Annotated in this window: 21 protein-coding genes and 1 pseudogene; 10 read left to right on the top strand and 12 right to left on the bottom strand. The window is 58.1% G+C overall.

The annotated features are described in order from the left end of the window. The 7 genes and pseudogenes from J2W17_RS12645 to J2W17_RS12615 form a co-directional block, all read right to left on the bottom strand. A pseudogene (locus J2W17_RS12645) lies at nt 1-137 on the bottom strand (acyl-CoA dehydrogenase family protein); the annotation flags it as partial. 66 nt (nt 138-203) lie between these two features. After that, nucleotides 204-800, bottom strand: coding sequence for a thiamine pyrophosphate-dependent enzyme (locus J2W17_RS12640; RefSeq protein WP_150056397.1), 597 nt, complete (start codon nt 798-800; stop codon nt 204-206). After that, on the bottom strand, nt 788-1,327 hold the full coding sequence (locus J2W17_RS12635; protein WP_307334070.1) for a thiamine pyrophosphate-binding protein: 540 nt from the start codon (nt 1,325-1,327) through the stop codon (nt 788-790). The genes J2W17_RS12640 and J2W17_RS12635 overlap by 13 nt, the downstream gene beginning before the upstream one ends. Before the next feature lie 182 nt (nt 1,328-1,509). Then, the gene (locus tag J2W17_RS12630; protein ID WP_307334068.1) at nt 1,510-2,724 is read right to left on the bottom strand and encodes a pyridoxal phosphate-dependent aminotransferase; all 1,215 of its coding nucleotides are present in this window, start codon (nt 2,722-2,724) and stop codon (nt 1,510-1,512) included. After that, nucleotides 2,721-3,359, bottom strand: a complete 639-nt coding sequence (locus tag J2W17_RS12625; RefSeq protein WP_307334066.1) for an RraA family protein — start codon at nt 3,357-3,359, stop codon at nt 2,721-2,723. Before J2W17_RS12625 ends, J2W17_RS12630 begins: the two co-directional genes overlap by 4 nt. Beyond that, nucleotides 3,359-4,021: an RraA family protein gene (locus tag J2W17_RS12620; RefSeq protein ID WP_307334064.1), complete on the bottom strand. Its 663-nt coding sequence runs from the start codon at nt 4,019-4,021 to the stop codon at nt 3,359-3,361. Before J2W17_RS12620 ends, J2W17_RS12625 begins: the two co-directional genes overlap by 1 nt. After that, nucleotides 4,021-4,686, bottom strand: coding sequence for an RraA family protein (locus J2W17_RS12615; protein ID WP_307334062.1), 666 nt, complete (start codon nt 4,684-4,686; stop codon nt 4,021-4,023). Before J2W17_RS12615 ends, J2W17_RS12620 begins: the two co-directional genes overlap by 1 nt. A 105-nt stretch (nt 4,687-4,791) precedes the next feature. Here J2W17_RS12615 and J2W17_RS12610 point away from each other — a divergent pair, with 105 nt between their 5' ends. Together J2W17_RS12610 and J2W17_RS12605 are read left to right on the top strand one after the other, a co-directional pair. Beyond that, nucleotides 4,792-5,685, top strand: coding sequence for a LysR family transcriptional regulator (locus J2W17_RS12610; protein ID WP_307334060.1), 894 nt, complete (start codon nt 4,792-4,794; stop codon nt 5,683-5,685). A gap of 158 nt (nt 5,686-5,843) precedes the next feature. Further along, nucleotides 5,844-6,662, top strand: coding sequence for an alpha/beta fold hydrolase (locus J2W17_RS12605; RefSeq protein WP_307334100.1), 819 nt, complete (start codon nt 5,844-5,846; stop codon nt 6,660-6,662). A 248-nt stretch (nt 6,663-6,910) separates the two neighbouring features. On the opposite strand, the gene J2W17_RS12600 is transcribed toward J2W17_RS12605, so the two are convergent. Then, entirely contained in the window at nt 6,911-8,287 is a 1,377-nt protein-coding gene (locus tag J2W17_RS12600; protein WP_307334058.1) for an MFS family transporter, read from the bottom strand. A 504-nt stretch (nt 8,288-8,791) separates the two neighbouring features. On the opposite strand from J2W17_RS12600, the gene J2W17_RS12595 reads away from it, so the two are divergent. The 8 genes from J2W17_RS12595 to J2W17_RS12560 all read left to right on the top strand — a co-directional run bounded on the left by J2W17_RS12595 (nt 8,792) and on the right by J2W17_RS12560 (nt 18,196). Further along, entirely contained in the window at nt 8,792-9,715 is a 924-nt protein-coding gene (locus J2W17_RS12595) for a LysR family transcriptional regulator (protein WP_307334056.1), read from the top strand. 248 nt (nt 9,716-9,963) lie between these two features. After that, nucleotides 9,964-11,220, top strand: a complete 1,257-nt coding sequence (locus J2W17_RS12590; RefSeq protein ID WP_307334054.1) for a cystathionine gamma-synthase family protein — start codon at nt 9,964-9,966, stop codon at nt 11,218-11,220. A gap of 136 nt (nt 11,221-11,356) precedes the next feature. Next, the gene (locus J2W17_RS12585) at nt 11,357-12,793 is read left to right on the top strand and encodes an amino acid permease (protein WP_307334052.1); all 1,437 of its coding nucleotides are present in this window, start codon (nt 11,357-11,359) and stop codon (nt 12,791-12,793) included. A gap of 51 nt (nt 12,794-12,844) precedes the next feature. Continuing rightward, complete coding sequence (locus J2W17_RS12580) at nt 12,845-13,735, top strand: LysR substrate-binding domain-containing protein (protein WP_307334050.1); 891 nt, start codon at nt 12,845-12,847, stop codon at nt 13,733-13,735. Between the two features lie 18 nt (nt 13,736-13,753). Beyond that, nucleotides 13,754-15,142, top strand: coding sequence for a threonine synthase (gene thrC, locus J2W17_RS12575; RefSeq protein ID WP_307334048.1), 1,389 nt, complete (start codon nt 13,754-13,756; stop codon nt 15,140-15,142). Beyond that, nucleotides 15,139-15,576 (top strand): Lrp/AsnC family transcriptional regulator, encoded by a 438-nt coding sequence (locus J2W17_RS12570; RefSeq protein ID WP_307334046.1) that lies wholly within the window; start codon nt 15,139-15,141, stop codon nt 15,574-15,576. The genes thrC and J2W17_RS12570 overlap by 4 nt, the downstream gene beginning before the upstream one ends. Nucleotides 15,577-15,691: 115 nt before the next feature. Beyond that, entirely contained in the window at nt 15,692-16,732 is a 1,041-nt protein-coding gene (locus J2W17_RS12565; protein WP_307334045.1) for a homoserine dehydrogenase, read from the top strand. 12 nt (nt 16,733-16,744) lie between these two features. Further along, nucleotides 16,745-18,196, top strand: coding sequence for an aldehyde dehydrogenase family protein (locus J2W17_RS12560; protein WP_307334044.1), 1,452 nt, complete (start codon nt 16,745-16,747; stop codon nt 18,194-18,196). A gap of 8 nt (nt 18,197-18,204) precedes the next feature. Here the strand turns inward: J2W17_RS12560 and J2W17_RS12555 are convergent, their stop codons facing one another. The 4 genes from J2W17_RS12555 to J2W17_RS12540 all read right to left on the bottom strand — a co-directional run bounded on the left by J2W17_RS12555 (nt 18,205) and on the right by J2W17_RS12540 (nt 20,878). Continuing rightward, entirely contained in the window at nt 18,205-18,756 is a 552-nt protein-coding gene (locus J2W17_RS12555; protein ID WP_307334043.1) for an ATP-dependent Clp protease proteolytic subunit, read from the bottom strand. A 401-nt stretch (nt 18,757-19,157) separates the two neighbouring features. Beyond that, entirely contained in the window at nt 19,158-19,316 is a 159-nt protein-coding gene (locus J2W17_RS12550; protein ID WP_307334041.1) for a general stress protein, read from the bottom strand. Between the two features lie 150 nt (nt 19,317-19,466). Continuing rightward, complete coding sequence (locus tag J2W17_RS12545) at nt 19,467-19,892, bottom strand: response regulator transcription factor (RefSeq protein ID WP_307334039.1); 426 nt, start codon at nt 19,890-19,892, stop codon at nt 19,467-19,469. Continuing rightward, on the bottom strand, nt 19,889-20,878 hold the full coding sequence (locus J2W17_RS12540; protein ID WP_307334037.1) for a response regulator: 990 nt from the start codon (nt 20,876-20,878) through the stop codon (nt 19,889-19,891). The genes J2W17_RS12545 and J2W17_RS12540 overlap by 4 nt, the downstream gene beginning before the upstream one ends. Between the last annotated feature and the right edge of the window lie 92 nt (nt 20,879-20,970).

The raw sequence follows: 20,970 nt of genomic DNA, 5'->3' as shown, positions 1-20,970 counted from the left end.
GTCAGGGCCTTGACGAACGCTTCGGGAAAACCTTTCTGCTCGTCGATCGTGCGCCAGTAAGCCGCGTCGAATTCGGCGCACAGGGCGCGCACGCCCTCGCGAATGGCATTGAGTTCGTCAGAGTTGCGGTCAGTCATTATTATTCTCCTCAACGCGTCACGCACGACAGTTGCCCTGCGTGACCGGGTACGGGCATAGAATGGTCAGATCGGGTTGAAACCCAGGGCGGCACGAAAGCGATTCTTGATGTAGTGACCATCACGTGGTGGCAGCACCCGTGGCGGGTTTTCCGCCTTGATTTTGATCGTCGCGAGCTTGACGCCATCGCGAGTTGCAAAGCGCTCGCGCAAGTTATGTACGCCTTCCATGTCACGGATTTCATCGGTCCAGCTGAAGCCGCAAGTCTTTGCGACCTGATCCAGGGAAATACCAAAACCGGCGTGGCTGACTTGCATGCCGGTTTCACCAAAGTGACCGTTATCCAGTACAGCGATGGTCAGGTTGGCAGGCTTCTGCAGGGCCACCGTAGCCAGTGCGCCGAACCCCATGAGCAACTCGCCGTCACCGGTGACCACCACCACCGATTTGTTTGGCTGCGCATTCGCCAGGCCCAGGCCCACAGTGATTGCGCTGCCCATGGCGGCCCAGAGGTAATAATTCAGATCGTTGTCACCGGCGGCCATGACGTCATAGGATGCTGAACCCAGGCCTGTCACGACCAGTACGTCTTTGCGGTCGGCCAGCAAGGCCTTGACCACTTCGCGGCGACACAGAGTGTGGTTTGCGCTTACTTGACCCATTTCTTTTCTCCAATCAGGCGCTGGCCGAGCAGCAGGGCAGTGGACGAATCACCGTTGAAGGCCATGGTCGCGGCACCGTGCAGCAGCGGGGCGACGTCTTCTGGAACGTCTGCACGCCAGGTCATGACCTTCATCAGATTCAGGGAGGCTTCTGTGGCCTGACCCATGGGGTTCTGCCACGCGTTGAATTCGGCCCAGTCGCCGCGCATGGTGACCACCATCAACAGCGGGAAGCCGGCACAGACCTGAAGTGCCAGGGTGTTGAGGCAGTTACCGACGCCGCTGGACTGCATCAGGAGGGCACCGCGCTCTCCGCCAAGCCATGCGCCGGCGAGATAGCCGATGCCTTCTTCCTCGGTGGTGAGGACAACGGCCTTGATGTCCGGGTCTGCATACGACATACGGATCGCCGCCGAGTGGCCTGCATCCGGTACGAAGACCACGTGTTTGACGTCGTGGGCCTTGAGCACGCGGAACACGTCCTCCTGCCAATCCTGTCCCAGGGTGTGTTCAGCTTCTGTTGACATGCCAGTCTCCCAAGCAGTGCTGCTTTTGTGTTTTCACACATTCTGGGAGGGATGGAGGAGAAGGACGACTACCGTTTTTGTCTTTGAGATATGCCCGTTTTGTATAGCTGGGAGGTGAATGCGTGGTCGGCAGGGCCACGGCGATAGCCATGCATTATGGGAACGATCATTAGGAGCAATGCTCAACGCAGGGCTGTGCAGAACGCACGGATGGATTCGCAGGCTTGGCGCAATGAAGCGTCATCCAGGGCGTAGGCAATGCGAATGTAAGGACCAAGGCCAAAAGCGCTGCCATGCACCACGGCTACATCCGCTTCATCGAGCAGCGCATGCGCGACATCTTCGTCGGTGTGCAGTACGCGGCCACCCGGTGAGGTACGACCGATCAATCCGGTACAGGAAGCGAACGCGTAGAACGCCCCGGCTGGACTGACGCATTCTAGGCCTGGGGTGTCGTTCAGCAGCGCCACCATCAAATCGCGACGACTCTGGAAGGCTACGCGGCTTTCGCTGATGAAAGCCTTGGGCCCCTCCAGCGCGGCGAGTGCGGCCTGTTGCGAAATCGAACTGGCCCCCGAGGTTTGCTGACCTTGCAGCTTTTCCATGGCCTCAAGCAGCCAGCGTGGTCCTGTGGCAAAACCGATGCGCCAGCCGGTCATGGCATAGGCCTTGGACACCCCGTTCATGGTCAGGGTGCGCGCTGCCAGCCGTGGTTCAACCTGGGCCAGGGTATGGAACACTTGGTCGTCGAAGATCAGGTGTTCGTAGATGTCATCGGCCAGAATCAACACGTGAGGGTGTGCCAACAACACCTGCGCCAAGGCTTGCAGCTCATCCCGGCTGTACACCGCGCCCGTCGGGTTGGACGGCGAGTTGAGGATCAACCAGCGGGACTGAGGGGTGATCGCTGCGGCCAGCGCCGCGGGCGTCAGCTTGAAACCGGTGTCGGCATCGCAGGTAACGATTCGGGCTTCACCTCCGCACAGTTGAACCATCTCCGGGTAACTGACCCAGTACGGCGCTGGCACGATGACCTGATCACCCTCGTTGAGGGTCGCGGCCAAGGCGTTGTAGATCACCTGTTTGCCACCGTTGCAGACGAGGGTGTCTTGCCAGGTGACGTTCAGGCCATTTTCGCGGCGGAACTTGGCGGCCACCGCTTCGCGCAGTGAACGCACACCGGCGACCTGGGTGTAGCGGGTGTGGCCGTGCTCAATGGCATGAATGGCCGCTTCACGTACATGTTTGGGCGTATCGAAATCTGGCTCGCCGGCGCACAGCGAAATAATGTTCGCACCTTGTGCCCGGCGCTCTGCAACCCGATCCATGATTCGGTAAGTCGCGGAAGGCTGGGCGCTGGCCAGGCGCTGGTTCAGCCGCTGGATGTCGGCGCTCATGCGCGGGTTCTCCACTCAGTCAGGTTCATCAGTTCCAGGGTCGAGCGGCCTTCGGTCAACGCCTGCATCATCTGCGCTTCCTTGCTTGCACGCGCCTCGCCTTCGGCCAGGGTACGTGCCGCATCCGACTTGGGAATGATGATCACGCCGTCATCGTCGGCTACCACCCAATCACCCTGAGCCACCAAAGCACCGTTGAAATTGAACGGTTGCCCCACCGAAGGCGCACAGGCCTTGACCGTACCTTTCACCGAGATGCCGCGGGCAAACACCGGGAACTGGCGTTTCTTCAGCGCAGCGATGTCGCGTACGCCACCATCGATCACCAGCCCGACCACGCCAGCCGCTTCGGCCGCCACGGTCAACACTTCGCCCCAATAACCGGCGATGAAGCCACCCGTACCCACGACCAATACGCTGCCACGGGGCACACGTTCCATGGCCAGGTGCAGGGCGAGGTTGTCGCCGGGTGAGCATTCCAGCGGGTAGGCCGGGGCGGAGATGAAGGCACCATCCCAGATCGGGCGGATCGCACTGTCGACCGCGCAAGGTAGATGGGACGCTTCATACAGCGTCGAGCTGCCCAGCACTTTTGCCCGTGCATGAAAATCCAAGGGGAGGGGGAGCATAGTCATCAGACTTTCCTCTGCAGGCTGTGGTAACCCAGGGCGGCCCGGGCTTCTTTAAGGGTTTTGCCTTGGCTGATCAGTGCGCGAATGTCGGCTTCGATCGATTCGATCTGACGAGCACACGCCGCCACTTCAGCCGCACGAGCGCGGGGGACGATTACTACGCCATTGGCGTCAGCGACCACGATGTCGCGGGCACACACTCGGGCGGTACCGATGGACACCGGCTGGTTGACCGACTGAACCTGTACGCGGTCTTTGCCGGTACGCATGAAGCGGCCTTTGCTGAACATCGGGTAGCCATCACCCAGTGCTTTGTTCACGTCACGGCAAACACCGTCGATGACCGTGGCAGCGATCTGCCGAGTGCCGGCGTACTGGGTCATGATGTCGCCCCAAACCGTGCAGTCGGTGCGTCCGCCGTTGTCGATCACCACCACGTCGCCAGGCGCCACGTCTTCGATGAAATCGCCCACGGTGCCAGGCGGTACGCTGGCCGAGACGTACTGCACGGTGAACGCCGGACCGACGATGACCTTGTTGTAATTATCCAGCGGTGCCACGCCGAGGCATTGACCGGGCAGGCCGAGTTTATCCAGCGCATCGGAAACGCCCGGGGTGTCCAGGCCTTCAAACAAGGCGACCAGTTCTTTGTCTTCAAGATTCATCAGGCGTGCTCCACATGGATGGCTTCGAATTGGGTGTCATGCATCACTTCGGCGACCGAACGGCCGCAGCGGACAGCCTCGACCATGCCGTCCTGACGTCGGGCGATGCGCTCACCAAGGTCGATCACTTTTTCGATATAGGCTGAGGGCACGAACACGGTGCCGCAGGTATCGGCGATGACATAGTCGTTCTCGCTGACATCGACGCCGGCCACGTTGATGGTGATGGCGGCATCGATCTGCACCACCCGATTGCGGGCACTGATCATGGTCACGCCGCGGCCATAAACCGGGTAGCCAATTGACTGGCTGCCGTCGATGTCGCGGCTGAACCCGTCGATCACCGTGCCGCGTACTTTCTTGCTGGCTGCTGCATTGGCAAGGATGTCGCCCCAGCAGGAGATGCCTTCGATTCCACCCGCGATCACCAGTACACGCTCATCGCTGGCGATCTGTTCCACCACGGGGGTAATCAGGTGCACAGTGGGGACGTTGTCGGATTTAGGAGCCAGCAGCACGGTGCTGGCGCGGCCGACAATCTTTGGGCAATTCCACAACGGGCGCAGCCCAACGGTGGCACCCGGCAGGCCGAGGAAGTCGAGCGCATCAGAGACCGTGTTGGTATCCAGCGCCGCCAAGCGATCCAGCAAACTCTTATGGGTCATGGGGAAGCCCCTGTGGTGACGGAGGCGCCCAGTGTCGGCGAGGCAGTTTGATAGGTATATTACGAATCACAGATACGTTATATACGTAAAACCTATGGATTAATCATGATCAATTTTCGACTGATTCGTCATCTCTGGTTGTTCCTGGCGGTTGCCGAAGAACAGAATTTCGGCCGCGCGGCCAAGCGTTTGGGCATGTCCCAGCCACCGTTGAGCGAGCAGATCCAGGTGCTGGAGCAAGCGCTCAAGGTCAAGCTGTTTGATCGCTCGCGACGCGGTGCGCAGCTGACCCCGGTGGGGGCGGCGATTCTGCCGGCCGTACGCAAGTTCGCCGACCAATTGGAGCGGCTGGAACTCGCCGTGGAGGAGGCGGTGGCGGGGCAGTCGGGGATGTTGACCATCGGCGCGATTTCTACAGCCATGTTTGATGTCTTGCCGGGTTTGATTGAGCAATTGAAGAGTGATTACCCGCACCTCACGGTGTCCGTGCGGGAGATTGACAGTGTCGAAGCCGTGCCGGCTCTGGAAGCGGGCGACATCGACCTGGCCTTCGCCCGGCTGGACGGTGATCTGGGGGCCTCGATCAAATCATTGCCGCTGACTCAGGATCGCCTGGTGGTGGCCCTGCCCAGCGACCACCCCTTGGCTGCGCGCACGCGAATCAGCCTGTCCAGCCTGGCCACGGAACCTTTGGTGATGTTTTCCCGAAAGGTCAGCCCGGTCTACTTTGACAATCTGATCGCAACCTGCCGCGCCAGCGGTTTTTCCCCGCGCGTGCTGCATGAAGTGCGCTCGGTCGCCTCGCAAATTGCCTTTGTCAGCTGCGGCCAGGGCATCGCCCTGGTACCGGCGTCGCTGAAAAAACTGGCGCCCGACAACGTGGTCTTTCGAGCGCTGAGCCAGAAGCTCAATGTCGTGACCACAGCGGTGGCCTGGAATGCAGATCGGCCCAACCCGCTGGTGGAGGACCTGGTCACCCGGTTCCAGTCCCGGGCGTGAGTCGACCAAGGCCCTGTGCGTGAACAGCAGTGATAGGTTTGGCGTATGAAAGCGTTCCCGTATTAAGAATTTACAGAAGGCTCGATTCCCTTGAAATTGCGAGCCTGGCTGCCGGCAACCCAGTTCGGCGCTACCTTTTCGCTCAAGGAGTCAACAACGTGCCTTCTCCAGAAACGTTCACTCATGTGCAACTCCCCCTGGCGGTGGAGGGTGTCCAACTGAACGTGGCCGCGATCCATCGCGACGGCGTCCTGGCGCCGATCGTGTTCCTGCATGGTTTTGGTTCGACCAAGGAGGACTATGCCGACGTCGTGCAGCAGCCCGCATTCGCCGGTCACCCTTTCGTGGCTTACGACGCACCGGGTTGCGGCGAAAGCCAGTGCAGTGATCTTTCCAGGATTTCCATTCCCTTTCTGCTGCAGACTGCGTTACAAGTGCTCGAGCATTTTGGCATCGAACGCTTCCATCTGGTCGGCCACTCCATGGGTGGGCTGACCGCGCTGATGCTGGCCCACCAGTTCCCGGACCGGGTGCTGAGCTTCGTCGATATCGAGGGCAATATCGCCCCGGAAGACTACTTTCTCAGTAGGCAGATCATTGATTACCCGAGCAACGATCCCGAAGTTTTTTTCGCCGCCTTCATCGAACGTGCCCGGCACGCCCCGGCATACGCCAGTGCGCTTTATTCCGCGAGCTTGCGACACAAGGTGCGTGCTGGTGCGGTGCGAGGGATTTTCCAGTCGATGGTCGACCTCTCCGACAATGCCGATCTGATGGGCAAATTCCTCGGGTTGAAATGCTCAAGGATGTTCATGTACGGCGAACAGAACGCTTCATTGTCCTATCTCTCGCATATCCAGGCCGAGGGTGTCCGCCTCGCGCCCATTCCTGATTGCGGGCACTTCCCTATGTATTCCAACCCCGTCGCGATGTGGCAACAGATCGCCGATTTCCAGGCGAGCAGCCTTGCCGGGTGAGTCCGGTCGTCCTGAGGGCTTCCTGCGGTTGCTGCACCGCACAGCCAGCATCAAAACCCTATCTTCGATTCAAGTCAGTTCAAGGATCTTGATCTTGATTTGCAGGCATGGCCGAACCGGGAATAAGCGGTCAACGTCCCCGCCGAACGTGCAGTGCAAGTAGCTTCCGCATCTGCTACACCATGATGCAAAAAAGGGCCCATGAATCTCATGGGCCCTTTTCAAATACCTGCTGTATCGTCAGTGCTTCAAACGCTCGCAGCGTGCGACTTTACGCAACCCTTCAAACCGGTGCGCTCTTCGATTTCGCCGGAACCGCTGATGTACCCGTAGCGCGACAGGTTCGGCATCAGCATCGCGGCGGTGAAAGTGATGGTCACTACGGCTGCGACATAGAAGAAGAAATACTCCTCGATACCTTGTGATCGCAACGACAAGGCGACGTATTCGGCGGTGCCGCCGAATGCCGCATTGCCGACGGCATACGGAAAGCCCACGCCCAATGCGCGTACCGCAGGCGGGAACAATTCAGCTTTGACGATCCCGGCAATAGGGGTGTAGAGCGACGCAATAGCCAGGCCACCAAACACTAGCAGGAACGCTGTAAACGGGCTGCTGACCGATTGCAGGGAATAGAGCAGGGGAATCACCAGCACCATGGCCAACCCGGAAAACATCAGCATGTGCGTCTTGATCCCGATACGGTCGGCGAGCAAGCCAAAGAGCGGCTGGCAGAACATGAAGCCGACCAGGGCCGCCGTCATGATGAAGCTGACCGTTTCGGGACTGAAGCCTGCGGAGATCACCAGGAACTTCTGCATATAGGTGGTGAAGGTGTAGAAGTACAAAGAACCACCGATGGTGAACGCCACCACCAGCGCGACCGCCCGTTTGTGCTTGAACATGCCGCGCAGCGAGCCGGCGTCTTTGCGGTTCATGTCTTTCTTGGTGGCGGTTTCATGCATTGCGCGGCGCAGATACACCACGACGATTGAGCTTAGCGCGCCGATGAAGAACGGAATCCTCCAGCCCCATTCGCGCAATTCTTCGCCGGTGAGGGTTTGCTGGAGAATGACCACAGTCATCAATGCCATGAGCTGACCGGCAATGATGGTGAAGTACTGAAAGGAACCATAAAAACAGCGACGACCAGGTGTCGCGATCTCACTGATGTAGGTGGCACCGGTTCCGTACTCTGCCCCTACCGATAAGCCCTGAATGAGTCTGGCGACGACGAGCAAAACCGGTGCAGCCACACCGATGGTGTCATAGGTCGGCATGACGGCAATCAGCAGGGAGCCGGCGCACATCATGAATACCGAAATAATCATCGAAACCTTGCGGCCACGAGTGTCGGCAATCCAGCCGAAAATCCAGCCGCCGAGCGGTCGCATGAAAAAGCCGACGGCGAAGACGCCGGCGGTTGCGAGCAGTTGGCTGGTGGTGTCGCCTTTGGGGAAAAACGAAGCCGCAAAGTAGATGGCGGTATAGGCGTAAATGAAAAAGTCGTACCACTCCACCAGATTGCCTGAGCAGGCACCCATGATGGCTTTGACCCGATTCGGACTCTTCTCCGGATCGGTCTTGGCAGCGTGGCTGGTTGAGTCTGTGGTTGATGCGGACATGATGTTCACCCTTTCTTCAAGGCGAGACGATACGAGGAGCACACTGAGGCGTCTCCGACGTTGTTAGCTCGACGGGTTGATGTGCTTAACGCAGCGGCTTTGACCTGTTGGCGATCAAGGCAAATGAAGAGGGGGGATGTACGCGAGAGGTCAGTTGCTCGCTGACTGGATGAGCCGGGTAGCTCAGGCAAAGATGAACGATGTAGATCATGGCGCAAGCCCTCGAATCTTATTCTTGTAGTAAGCCCAGCGCTTTGGCGCCGACGTTGATTGCACGCTACCGCAGAGTGAGGAGGGTAATAAGCCGTCAGGCAGGCCTAACTGATATACCGAAATTCTATAGCTTGCCTTGCAACCCCTGCGGGCTGGGGGATACAGCCGGCTAGAAAGCCGCCAGGCCCCATGCGCCGCGGGCCCTGTGGCATTCCAAGAAACGTTAATGCGTTTACACTCACTCTACTTTCGACGCATTTCGCGCCGAGCCCGACTTTGACTGGCCTGGTAATGGATGTCGTTCAACTCAAAACCCTGATTCATGTGGCCGAACTGGGCAGTCTCAGCAAGGCCTCCGACCGGCTTCACATCGCACAACCGGCACTCAGCAGACAAATTCGAATGCTGGAAAAAGAACTCGGCACCTATCTGTTTGAGCGACATGGGCGAGGCATGGAGATTACCGATGCCGGTCGTGAGGTGCTGGCACATGCCACTCGAATCATGGAAGAAATGGAGTCCATTCGAAGTTCTGTCGTGGGTGGAAAGACCTCTTTTCGGGGGACGGTCGTCATCGGTACGACGCCGACGGTAGCGGAAATTGTCACCGTTCCATTGGTACGCAAGATCAAGGAGGCGCATCCGAATCTCGCCGTCAGGTTTTCCTCGGCCTTCAGCGGCTATCTGCTGGATTGGGTTCAGCGTGGGGAATTGGAGCTGGCGATTTCTTACGATCCCCAACCCCTGCATACGCTGCGTATCGTGCCGGTGATGATGGAAAATCTGCTGCTGGTCGGCCCCGCCAGCGCTAACCTGCGTCTTGATACGCCGATGTCGTTCAACTCTTTGGCTGATCACCAATTGGTATTGCCAAGCGCTCGACATAGCCTTCGCGTGATTCTGGATGATTGCGCGCAAGAAGTCGGGATCAAGCTAAAGACCAGCGTTGAAGCCGACTCCTTCAGCGCCATGATCGACCTGGTCCGTAATGGTTTCGGATTGACCGCTTTGCCTTTGGCATCGATTTACGCGCAAATCGAAGCGGGCGTGCTCAGTGCAGCCCCCTTGGTCGACCCCATTCCCATGCGCAAACTTGTTCAGGTTTTTCCTGCCGACAGGCGTGTCAGTCCGGCCGCCAAATTTGTCGGGGATGCCTTCATCGAGATTGCCACCGATCTGGTCAATCGCAATATCTGGGCCGGGCACATGCTTTGAGCCGACCGTTTTTTGATCTGCACGTGGCGAATAAAAGCCAGTTGGCTGAACAGGCAGCTATTCGGCATCGATGTCGAAACACTGGAGCGCCAATTTGCAACGGAGTTGGCGATTCATCTGCAACAGCCATTAAAAAAAGCAGCCCTTACTCCCGGATATCATGATTTTTCACCAGCACGAGCCTTCCTTATAGTCGTCTGAAGACCACTGGGAACACAGTTGTGTTGCCCTTCAGACGAGACACGCTTATGGACAATAAAGAAGACGCCGTGCAGCCTTGCGAGATAGGGATGGGAACCCGGGTGGTGTGGGGCGGAGAGCAGGTTCGACATCCCTACAACGCGACCCAGACGCCCATCGTGGTCAGTGCTGCCTACGGCTATGACGATATCGATAAGTGGTATGACGTGGCATTGGGCAAGGAGCCCGGCTTCATTTACAGCCGGATGAGCAACCCCACTGTCTCGGTCCTGGAAGATAAACTCTGCGAGCTCGAAAACGCAGAGTCGGCTGTGGCTTTCAGTACCGGAATGGCCGCCATCAGCGGTGCGCTGCACACCTTCCTGTCCCATGGACAGCGTGTGGTATCTACGCGTGACAGCTACGGTGGTACGAACAAGATTTTTGAGGAGTTTCTGCCACGCATGGGCGTGGAGGTAACCCTGTGCGATACGCTCGATACTGGTGTGCTAGAGCAGGAGGTTGCCAAAGGCTGCAGCGTCCTGTACCTGGAAACGCCCACCAACCCGACCCTGAAGATTGTTGATATTCGACGCCTTGTCGCAGCGGCGAAGCGCGTGGGCGCATTGGTCATTGCGGACAATACCTTCGCGACGCCTCTGAACCAGAATCCGCTTGCCCTGGGCGTCGATGTGGTTGTCCACAGCGCTACCAAATTCCTGTCCGGTCATGGTGATGTACTCGGCGGTGTAGTGTGCGGCGCTGAGCATTTGATGTCTCAAGTTCGTCATTACCGCGAAATCAATGGGGCGTCGCTGGATGCTTTTTCAGCGTATCTGATCATCCGCGGCATCAAGACACTGGCCCTGCGTCTTCGCCAGCAACAGGCGAGCGCGCAACTGTTGGCCGAGTACCTCTGTACCGAGCCGCTGGTCGAGTCTGTGAACTATCCGGGGTTGCCTCGACATCCAGGTCATGACATCGCCCGTTCGCAAATGAATGGGTTCGGAGCGATCGTCAGCTTCGTACTGAAAGGAGGCATGGACACCGTGACTCGTTTGCTACCGCTGCTCAAATATGCGCATCGGGCGGGTAACCTGGGCGCTGTCGAAACCATCTATGGACCTGCCCGGACGACCAGTCACGTGGAAAATACCCTGGAGGAGCGCCAGGCACTTGGCATTTCCGAAGGTTTGGTTCGAGTGTCCGTAGGTATTGAAGATACAGCGGATTTATTAGCTGATCTGAAACAAGCCTTCGCGTTGGTGCGAAATAAACATGGAGATGCAAGCTTGCACTGTGCCCAACATTTCAGTGAAGCCTGAAGACGGGCAGGACTTTCGATCGTTATCTTAAGCCCTTCATGAAGCATGAAAATAATAAAATCCAGCGACGACAAAATTGTACTGCCAATACGTCAGTGACAAGGCGTTTGTCCGCCCATTTCATGAGAATAGAACTATGTCCACACAGGTAGAAGAAAAGCAGCCCGAGCCAAACTCGCATTTCAAAAAGGAAATGCAAACCCGCCACATCGTTATGTTGGCGCTGGGCGGTGTGATCGGTACGGGGTTATTCCTGACCTCCGGTTACACGGTTAATCAGGCCGGGCCACTCGGTGCAGTGATCGCTTACATCATCGGTGCGGTGATGGTGTATCTGGTCATGGTGTGTCTCGGCGAGTTGGCGGTACAGATGCCGGAGACCGGATCGTTCAGCAGTTACGCGACGCGATACCTGGGCCCGGGCACAGGCTATACAGTGGCCTGGCTTTACTGGCTCACATGGGCGGTCGCCATCGGTTCTGAATTTACGGCGGCGGGCATACTGATGGTTCGGTGGTTTCCTGACACACCGGTGTGGATCTGGAGTGCGCTGTTTGCCATTGCAGTGTTCTCCAGCAATGTCGTGTCTGTCCGGTTGTTTGCCGAGACTGAATTCTGGCTGTCGCTGATAAAGGTACTGACCGTTATCACTTTCATCGTGATCGGTGGAGCGGCCATTTTCGGTCTTTTTCAAGTCCAGAACTTGCAGGGTGCAGGACTTTCCAACTTCACACGTGAAGGGCTGTTCCCCACCGGATTTTTGCCCATAGCAATGACCCTCCTGGCTGTTTCCTTTGCCTTTTCCGGAACCGAGCTGATCGGCATTGCCGCCGGTGAAGCGCAAGATCCGCAAACCAGCGTGCCCAAGGCCATTCGTACGACAGTGGTACGCTTGGCACTGTTCTTCGTCGGTACGATTTTCGTCCTTGCCACGTTACTGCCACGTGAGCAGGCGGGGCTCGTGGAAAGTCCGTTCGTCATGGTGTTTGAGCTGATTGGCATCCCGTACTCGGCCGACATCATGAACTTCGTCATTCTCACGGCACTGATCTCGGCCGCCAATTCGGGACTGTATGCAGCCTCGCGCATGCTGTGGACTTTGAGCGATCAAGGTCATATGCCCAAGCGCTACGCCAGGCTCTCCCGTCGCGGCACTCCAGTGAACGCCATCGTCCTCAGTATGGCGGGTGCAGTGGCTTCTTTGCTCAGCAGCGTGCTTGCCCCTGATACGGTTTACCTGGCCTTGGTGTCCATTTCCGGCCTGGCGGTCGTCGTCGTGTGGATGAGCATTGCGGCAAGCCAGATCGCGTTCCGTCGTCAGTACGTCGCCAATGGCGGACGAGTGGAAGACCTGCATTTCCGTGTGCGTGGCTATCCATGGGTGCCTATCGGTGCTCTGTTGTGTTGTCTGCTGGCCTGCGTGGGTATCGCTTTCGATCCTGAGCAACGAGTGGCGCTTTACTTTGGCCTTCCCTTTATCGCGTGGTGTTATTTCGTTTACTGGATCACTCGCAACAAGAGAGCAGAGCGGTTGGCGTTAGCCGCCGCTGTTCATTCCCCTGGCACCGTGTGAAGTTCTCAGGCAATGATTGAGCACAGATAAAGCCCTGATGAGGTCGCGCCGATGAGTCAAAAAACACTACCACCCTTGAACTGGTTGAGGGCATTCGAAGTATCGGCGCGTTATTTGAACTTTACCCATGCGGCAGAGGAACTCCATTTGACTCAAGGCGCTGTGAGTCAGCAGATCCGGCAGTTGGAAAGTCACCTTGGGGTGGCGCTGTTCAAGCGCTTGCCTCGAGGGCTTGGCTTGACAGAGGAAGGGCAGTCTTACCTGCCTGTCGTACAAGACGCGATCAGTCGCCTTGCCGTCGGCACAAACGAGATTTTCGGTCAGCACAATCGAAGACATTTGAAAGTGCGTGGCAGCCTTTCCTTTCTTCACTATTGGTTGGCCCCCCGGCTCGCGGATTTTTGTCGGGAGTATCCGCAGATCGATATTCGATATATCAGCAATATCTGGGTGAAAGAACCGGACGGGGAGGACGACCTGGAGATTCGCTGGGGCTGCGGCGAGTGGTCGGGTTTGCACGCCCAGCGATTGACCTGGGACATCCTTCAGCCTGTTTGCTCCCCAACGCTCATGGCCAGCTCACCCATACATGAGCCTCGCGACTTGATGAACCATTCCCTGCTTCACGTGTTGGGTTACGAAGAGGGTTGGGGTTACTGGTTGAAGCGAGTGGGAGCAGACGACGTCGACTATTCCCGTGGCCTTCAGTTTGACACGCTGATTTCCACGATTCGCATGGCCGAACTGGGGCAGGGCGTTGCGCTGGCACGCTCTTCGGTGGTCGAGGATTTGCTCAACAGTGGGCAATTGGTTGCGCCCTTCAGTCACCGAATCGAGGCCAGCGAATCTTTCTATCTGGTACACGAACAGGCCGAAGCGCTATCGCCAGATGCCGCCAATTTTTCTACCTGGCTGGTGGCTCAAGCCCATCGCCTTCTGTAACACCGATCGGGAGTGATCATGGAGTATGTAAGCACACGCGGCGGTGACACGCGGACGGATTTTCGCGGTGTGGTGTTGTCGGGGCTCGCCGAAAATGGAGGCCTGTATGTCCCGAGCCGTTTGCCGGTATTCACGCAGAAACAAATTACCAGTTGGTCGTGGCTGCCGTTTGATGAGTTGGTATGGCGGATTGTCTCGCCCTTTGTTGGCTCGTCCATGGACGAAAGCACCCTGCGTGGCTTGCTCAGTGACAGCTATCGACAATTCAGGCACCGCGCCATTACGCCGCTTGAGCAGATCGGGCATAACGAGTGGATCCTCCAGCTGTTTCATGGCCCGACCGGTTCTTCCAAGGATTTCGCCGCGCAATTGCAGGCGCGCCTGGTCAGGCATTTTCTGGAGGAGGTCGGCAAAGAAGCATGGGTGGTCGGGGCCACTAACGGCGATACCGGCCTCGCGGCGCTTGAAGCCTTTGCTGACTGCCCGTCCGTCCGCATGGCGATCCTGTATCCGCGCCACGGGCTTGCGCCTGAGCAACTCAGTGCCTTGCAGGCCGCCGACCCGCAGCGGGTTCATCTGTTCGCGGTTGACGGCAATTTCGATGAGTGCCAGACACTGGTCTCCCGACTCCTGCGTGAATGGCCGTTAAACGGAGTAATGCCGGTCTGTTTCAATTCCACCAATTGGATCGGCGTCCTGGCCCAGATCGTTTTTTACTTCCACGCGGCCTTGCAACTGGGCGGTGGCTCGCGTCCCGTTGGCTTTAGTGTTCCAGCGGCCAGCTCGGCCGAGATCTACGCCGGTTACATTGCGCAAAAAATGGGCTTGCCCATCAATCAGGTGATCATTTCCACCAACAGCAATGATGCCCTGCACCAGTTTTTTCATTGCAATCGCTACTCCACCCGGATGACCGATCGAACCGTGTCGCCGGCGATGGACTTCTCGTTGTATTCCAATCTGGAGCGGTTTATCTGGGAGATTTACGAGCACGATGGCGGCTCGACAAAAACACTGATGGAGCATTTCGAACGTTGCGGAGAAATGAGCATCGGCAACGCGCAATGGCTGCGTGCTCGCGTACTTTTCGATTCCTATGCCGTAGACGAGTCCCAGGTGCGCGACGAGGTGGTCGAGTTGTTCCGGGAAACAGGCTCGGCCATCGATCCTCACACCGCGGTCGGCGTACTGGCCGGCAGGCTTCATCGACGCAGCCTCGGCGCACCGATGGTCACCTTCGGGCAAATTGCGCCGGCCAGGTCGGCGACGCTGTTGGCCGAGCTGGGCGTCTGGCAAGCCAGCGTTCCGGGCGTTGTCGAGGTGCATGCGCAACCACCGTACCTGGTCAAGGACGATCTGGACGGTCTGTGCCAGGTTTTCCGTCTGGCGCAGCAGAGGCTGGTATGAAGCGCATTCTGGATCCGCTGGACGAACGCATCCTGGCTGAACTGACCGCCAATGCGCGAATAGCCCATATCGAACTGGGCGCCAAGATCAACTTGTCGCGCAATGCAGTGCGCCAGCGCATCGAGCGTCTTGAGCGCGACGGTGCGATCCAGGGCTATACGGTACTTCTCGGTGAGTCGCGGCGGCCGACGTCGCTGATCAGCGCCGTGATCTTTGTCTACCGCTACGACCGCATGCGTGGTGAGGAAGTCCTGGCGGCGCTGCGCTCCCTACCCGAAGTCGTGCAATGTGAAGTGCTCAGTGGCGAGTTCGATTTGATGCTGCGCGTGAATGCCGCCACACCTGAACGTGTCCACCTCGTGTGGAAGGAAATCGCGGCCATGCCCGGGGTGGAAAACACCGTGACTTCGTTCGTTCTTTCTGCAGTGTTTTGACTGCATCGGGCTTGGGCAAAACGCCCAACTAATACAGCAATTTGCCATATTCAACTGCCAGTGCCGGGCTCTTAGGATGTTCCTGTCGAACAATATCAATAAAGGAACAGATGTCATGACTGAGTACAAAATTGCCTTGGTAGGGTTTGGTGGCGTGAACCGTGGCTTCGCCCAATTGGTCGCCGATTGTAATGCCGAATGGAAAGAGTCCCTGGGCTTCACGGTCAAAATTGTCGGTGTCACCGATCTGTTCCTCGGCTCGATCGTTGCCAAGGACGGTCTGGATGCAAAGCAGCTGGTTGCACTGCCCGTTGAGAAAGGCGCCTTCGCTCAGTTGCCCGGTGGCAATGCCGAGGCTTTCAACGAAACCGTGATCAAGCATTCCGGTGCAGACATCATCGCGGAGGCCACCTTCACCAATCCGGTGGATGGCGAGCCCGCCACGACTTTTTGCCGTTGGGCATTGGAAAGTGGCATCCATGTAGTGACCACCAATAAGGGACCCATTGCACTGCACGGTGCCGAGCTCAAGGCGTTGGCCCGTCGCAACCAGGTGGCTTTCGAATACGAGGGAGCGGTGATGAGTGGCACCCCGGTGATTCGTCTGGCCAGGCAGGCTTTGGCGGGAGCCAACGTGCAAGGCTTCGAAGGCATCCTCAACGGTACTTCCAACTACGTGCTGACCCAAATGAAGGACGGCTTGACGTTCAACGATGCCGTCTTGCAAGCGCAACAGCTCGGTTACGCCGAGGCAGATCCAACCGCCGATGTGGAAGGGTTTGACGTACGCCTCAAGGTGGTCATCCTGGCCAATGAACTGCTCGATGCACGATTGAATGTCAGCGATGTGAGGTGTTCGGGTATCAGCGCCATCAGCGCGCAAGATATTGCCCAGGCCACTGCCAATGGCGCGAGCTGGAAACTGATCGGCTCCGCCGACCGTGAGGCAGATGGGTCGGTTCGAGCGAGTGTGGAGGCCCGGCTGCTGCCGAACTCGCATCCTCTGGCAGGTATCGTCGGCGCCACGAATGCAGTGTCATTCAAAACCGCACTGCTGGGCGCTGTCACGGTGTCCGGGCCGGGGGCAGGGCGTATCGAGACGGCCTTCGCATTGCTGTCGGACATCGTCGCCATCCACACCGCCTCTGGCAATTAACGGGAGACAGTCATGAGCGTATCCAGCATGGTCAGTATCCAGCTTGTTGAAGCCAAACAGATTGATGTGTTCAGTCCATTCGATGGTCGCTTGGTAGGGAGCGTCCCTTGCCTCGATGCCGCCGCCGTTCCTGGCTTGCTGGAACGCGCGCGGATCGGCGTGCGCGAGAGTGCGGCAATGCCTCGTCACCTGCGTGCACGCATACTGGAGGACGCGGCCCGGTGTGTGGAGCTTGAGTCCGCAGCATTTGCCAGGCTGATCGTTGCAGAGGCGGGAAAAACACTGCGCCAGGCAGAGAAGGAAGTGAAGCGTTGCGTGAACACGCTGAAGCTCTCGGCGGAGGAGGCGCGTCGTAACGCCGGGGAAGTGATCCCGTTTGGGGCTTATGAAGGATCGGAATCGCGTCAAGGCTGGTTCACGAGGGAACCGTTGGGACTTATCGTCGCAATCACGCCCTACAACGATCCGCTGAATCTGGTCGCCCATAAACTCGGCCCGGCAATCGCCGGCGGCAATGCCGTGATTCTGAAACCCTCGGAACTCGCGCCGTTGTCTGCACTCAAGCTCGTTGAGTGTCTGGTGAAAGCGGGTCTTCCACCCTCTGTGATTACCCCGGCTACCGGTGGCGTCGACCTGGGTAAAGCGTTGGTGGAGGTTCGCGAAGTCCGCATGATTTCCTTTACCGGTGGCTTTGCCACGGGAGAGGCCATTGCTCGTAGCGCCGGGTTGAAAAAGCTGGCGATGGATCTGGGAGGAAATGCCCCGGTTCTCGTGCTTGAAGATTGCGATATCGAACCCACCGTGGAGTCCTGTGTGTCCGGTGCCTTTTGGGCCGCAGGGCAGAACTGCATCGGCACCCAGCGCATCCTTGTTCATCGTTCAATTTATGAGGACTTCCGTGAACGTTTTGTCAGCCAGACGCGCGCACTGGTGGTGGGCGATCCTGACCAGCGAGCAACGGATGTAGGTCCGATGATTACCGAACAGGCGGCGCGTCGTACCGAGCAATTGGTCAATGAGGCGCTGGCCGAGGGTGCCGTCCTTCTGTGTGGGCACCATCGCCAGGCGGGAAGTTACGCGCCGACAGTGCTTGAGCATGTGAGGCATGGCAGCACGATCTGGAAGCAGGAGGTCTTTGCGCCGGTGGTTATCCTGGAGCCTTTTGACCAGCTGGAAGACGCTATCGCCCTGGCCAACGCAACAGAGTACAGCTTGCATGCCGGTCTTTTCACCCGTGACATTGCCAAAGCCTTGAAGCTGGCGCGACAGATTGAAGCGGGGGGCGTGATGATCAATGATTCTTCCGATTATCGGTTCGATGCCATGCCATTCGGTGGTTTCAAGTACGGAAGCCTGGGGCGCGAAGGTGTTCGATTTGCGTATGAAGACATGACGCAGCCTAAAGTGGTCTGCATCAACGAGTTGGATTCATCCCCACTGGCATCGACTGCCGTTGCGCGTTGATGCCGATTTCAGGAATGAATGGTCGACGTTATCGATAACGCGTCGATCAGCGTCGGTTCGATTGCCTGGATCAGACCACATACCAGTGCTTGTTGCGGGTCGATAATGCGCGGCGCGGCGATCAGGTAGGTTTCCGTTTCAAGTTTTTCCCTGGCGTCAGCGGTGCGCTCGGCGACGATGCGCGCGTACAAGTCCAGATCGTAATCCAGGCTCATAGCGTATTCCGACATGCGCGAATGATCGACCGAGCCTTGCACGTGCCAGTGAAACGGATGAAAAAGAAACTTGCTATGGGGGCAGGCCGAACGATGCTCGCCAGCCAGGAACACGATGTTGCCCATCGACTCCACAGTGCCAAGATTGTGGGTGTGCACCGGGATCGGCAACGACAGCAAAAAGTTGTACATGGTGAATCCATAACTGCATTCACCACCCATTGTCGCGATGTTGACGATCAGTTTGTCGGCCCCTTGCTGTACCGCTGCCGAGGCTTTATCGATCAGCTGGGCGCAGGTCGCTGAATTGATCGGGGCGGTGAAGTAGATGACGTGGACAGGCATGAGTCACCTCGCAAAATAAAGGGGGCCTCGTGGCGCGCTTCTATAATGCTAGCTGAACGTGCGCGGGGTGCGAGCTCTTCAAGAACCACGTTCGCAGACTGGACGGTTATGAGTCGCCCCGGAACTGTGTTCCGCCTGGGCGCTGCCTTGCCGGTGCTCGTAGCATTTGCTCTGTGTAGCCGCAGGCTGGCGGGAAGCGGAATCGGGTGAGCGAACACTACGCTCGGCGGGATTCTCGGTCAGCGCCGTACCCGGCGGTGATGTCAATTCAGTTTCGTGGTCAGGTTCTGCAGTTTTTTCCAGGTGCGTCGCGCAACGCTGGTTTTCGACGGAGCTTTTCATGATTGACCTCATTGGCCATGAAAGGGGGGCAGCCATGCCGCCCCCAGATCAAAAACGACTCAGGATTTACGTCCGCCGCCATGGCTTTGTTGCCCGCCTTTTTTGCCGGCTTCGGAGGCCTTTTCGCGATCATTGGCAAAGTTACCACCCGATTGGCCGCCTTTTTTGCCGCTAGAGGACGTTTTATCATTGCCCTGGTTTTTATTGCCGGTAGTCATGATAGTTCTCCAACATCAATGCAGATTCACTGGATGCCCGTAAACGCAACGGACACTAATTCCGATAGCTGCACGCGAAAGACGTTTTGATTGTTTTGCAATTGTCCGATAAATGGTCGAAGGCATAAATTTATCATTTCCGTGGCCAGTTCAGCTGAACTGAGTATCGGTAGATCGAAGCGCCATCTCGACAGCACCCAACAAAACATCACCGCTGAAAGGTTTACGCAGGCATTCGATGGCCTCACAGCGGATGGATTCGGCCAGGGTCGCTTCATCCCAATGTGCCGACATGCAGATCACCGGAAATTTCCTGTCCTTGAGCTTCAGTGCGCGCAGGACGTCTATCCCTGACAGGCCGTGCATTTTCAGATCCAGCAGCAGGCAGCCGACGTCATCGAAATCTTCGAGGCCGAGGAACGCCTCGCCCGAGGCGAATACCCGAGCGCGGTATCCGGCCGATCGGAGCAGGTTGGCCAGGCTCTTGCGCACGGAGGCATCGTCGTCGACTATGCAGACGATGATCACGGCGCTCGCCGATGGCCCCGGGGTGGCGCTGCCAGGGTCGGTCGTCATGACGAGCCCAGGCCAAACGCGGGCTCCGCGCTGATCAGGCCGTACAGCTTGACCAGGCTCACCAGCGAGCGCGTCTGCATCTTCTCCATGATGTGTTTGCGGTGGACCTTGGCGGTGACTTCGCTCGTGCCCAGCCGGTTGGCGATCTGCTTGTTGGAGAGCCCCGTGACGATCAGCGGCAGCACTTCGCGTTCACGGGGGGTCAACAGGGCAGCCCGTCGACGGGCCGTCTGAATGCGTTGCCACTGTTCGAACGCCGTCGCTGCACGCGCACGGGTGGTGCGCAGGATGTCCAGCAACTGGTCGTCGTTGAACGGTTTGGTCAGGAACTCGACCGCTCCCGCTTTCATGGCCTGCACCGACATCGGGATGGTACCGAAACCGGTCATGAAGATGACCGGCCACGGGTGTCCGCGTTCGCCGAGTGCCGATTGCAGTTCCAGTCCTGTCGCTTGCGGCAGGCTGACGTCCAGTAACAGGCAAGCGGGGCCGATGTCGAGCTCGGCGCCGAGCAGTTCTTCGGCCGAGGCAAATATGCGGTGCGCGATGCCTTCGGCCCGCAGCAGTCGGCTGAGTGCCGTGCGTACGCGGGCTTCATCATCGACGATGAACACCGGCACACTGTCAGGATCGATCGGCTGCCGATCCTCGGGTGCCAGGGTGCCCGGAGCTGGCGGATGGAACAGGGGCAGCGGCGGTTCACGTTCTTTCAATAATCGGTAACCTCGACGCGGGACCGTCTGGATGAGTTGTTTTTCTCCGAGCAACTTGCGCAGCGAGGAGATCTGCACTTGCAGATTGTTTTCTTCGACGACGGTGTCGGGCCAGACCTGCGTGATCAATTCATCTTTACTGACAATCCGGCCATCGGCCTGCATCAGCAGCGAGAGGATTTCGAACGCACGGCCCCCGACACGCAGCGGCTGCCCATCAAGAAAGGCTTCGCGCCGTTCCAGGGAAATGGTGGCTTGGCCGAGTCGGATCATGCGTGTCTCCAGTGCGTTGACGGAGAGTGACGGCGGAGCGTCGCTTTATCAGGGCTACACGCTAGGGGACGGCCCCGTATAAAGCAATTATC

It is taken from the genome of Pseudomonas lini, assembly GCF_030812475.1.
GTDB classification, from domain to species: domain Bacteria; phylum Pseudomonadota; class Gammaproteobacteria; order Pseudomonadales; family Pseudomonadaceae; genus Aquipseudomonas; species Aquipseudomonas lini_A.
Note: the sequence above shows the minus strand (reverse complement) of the source record. Positions and strands in the feature narration are given on the sequence as shown.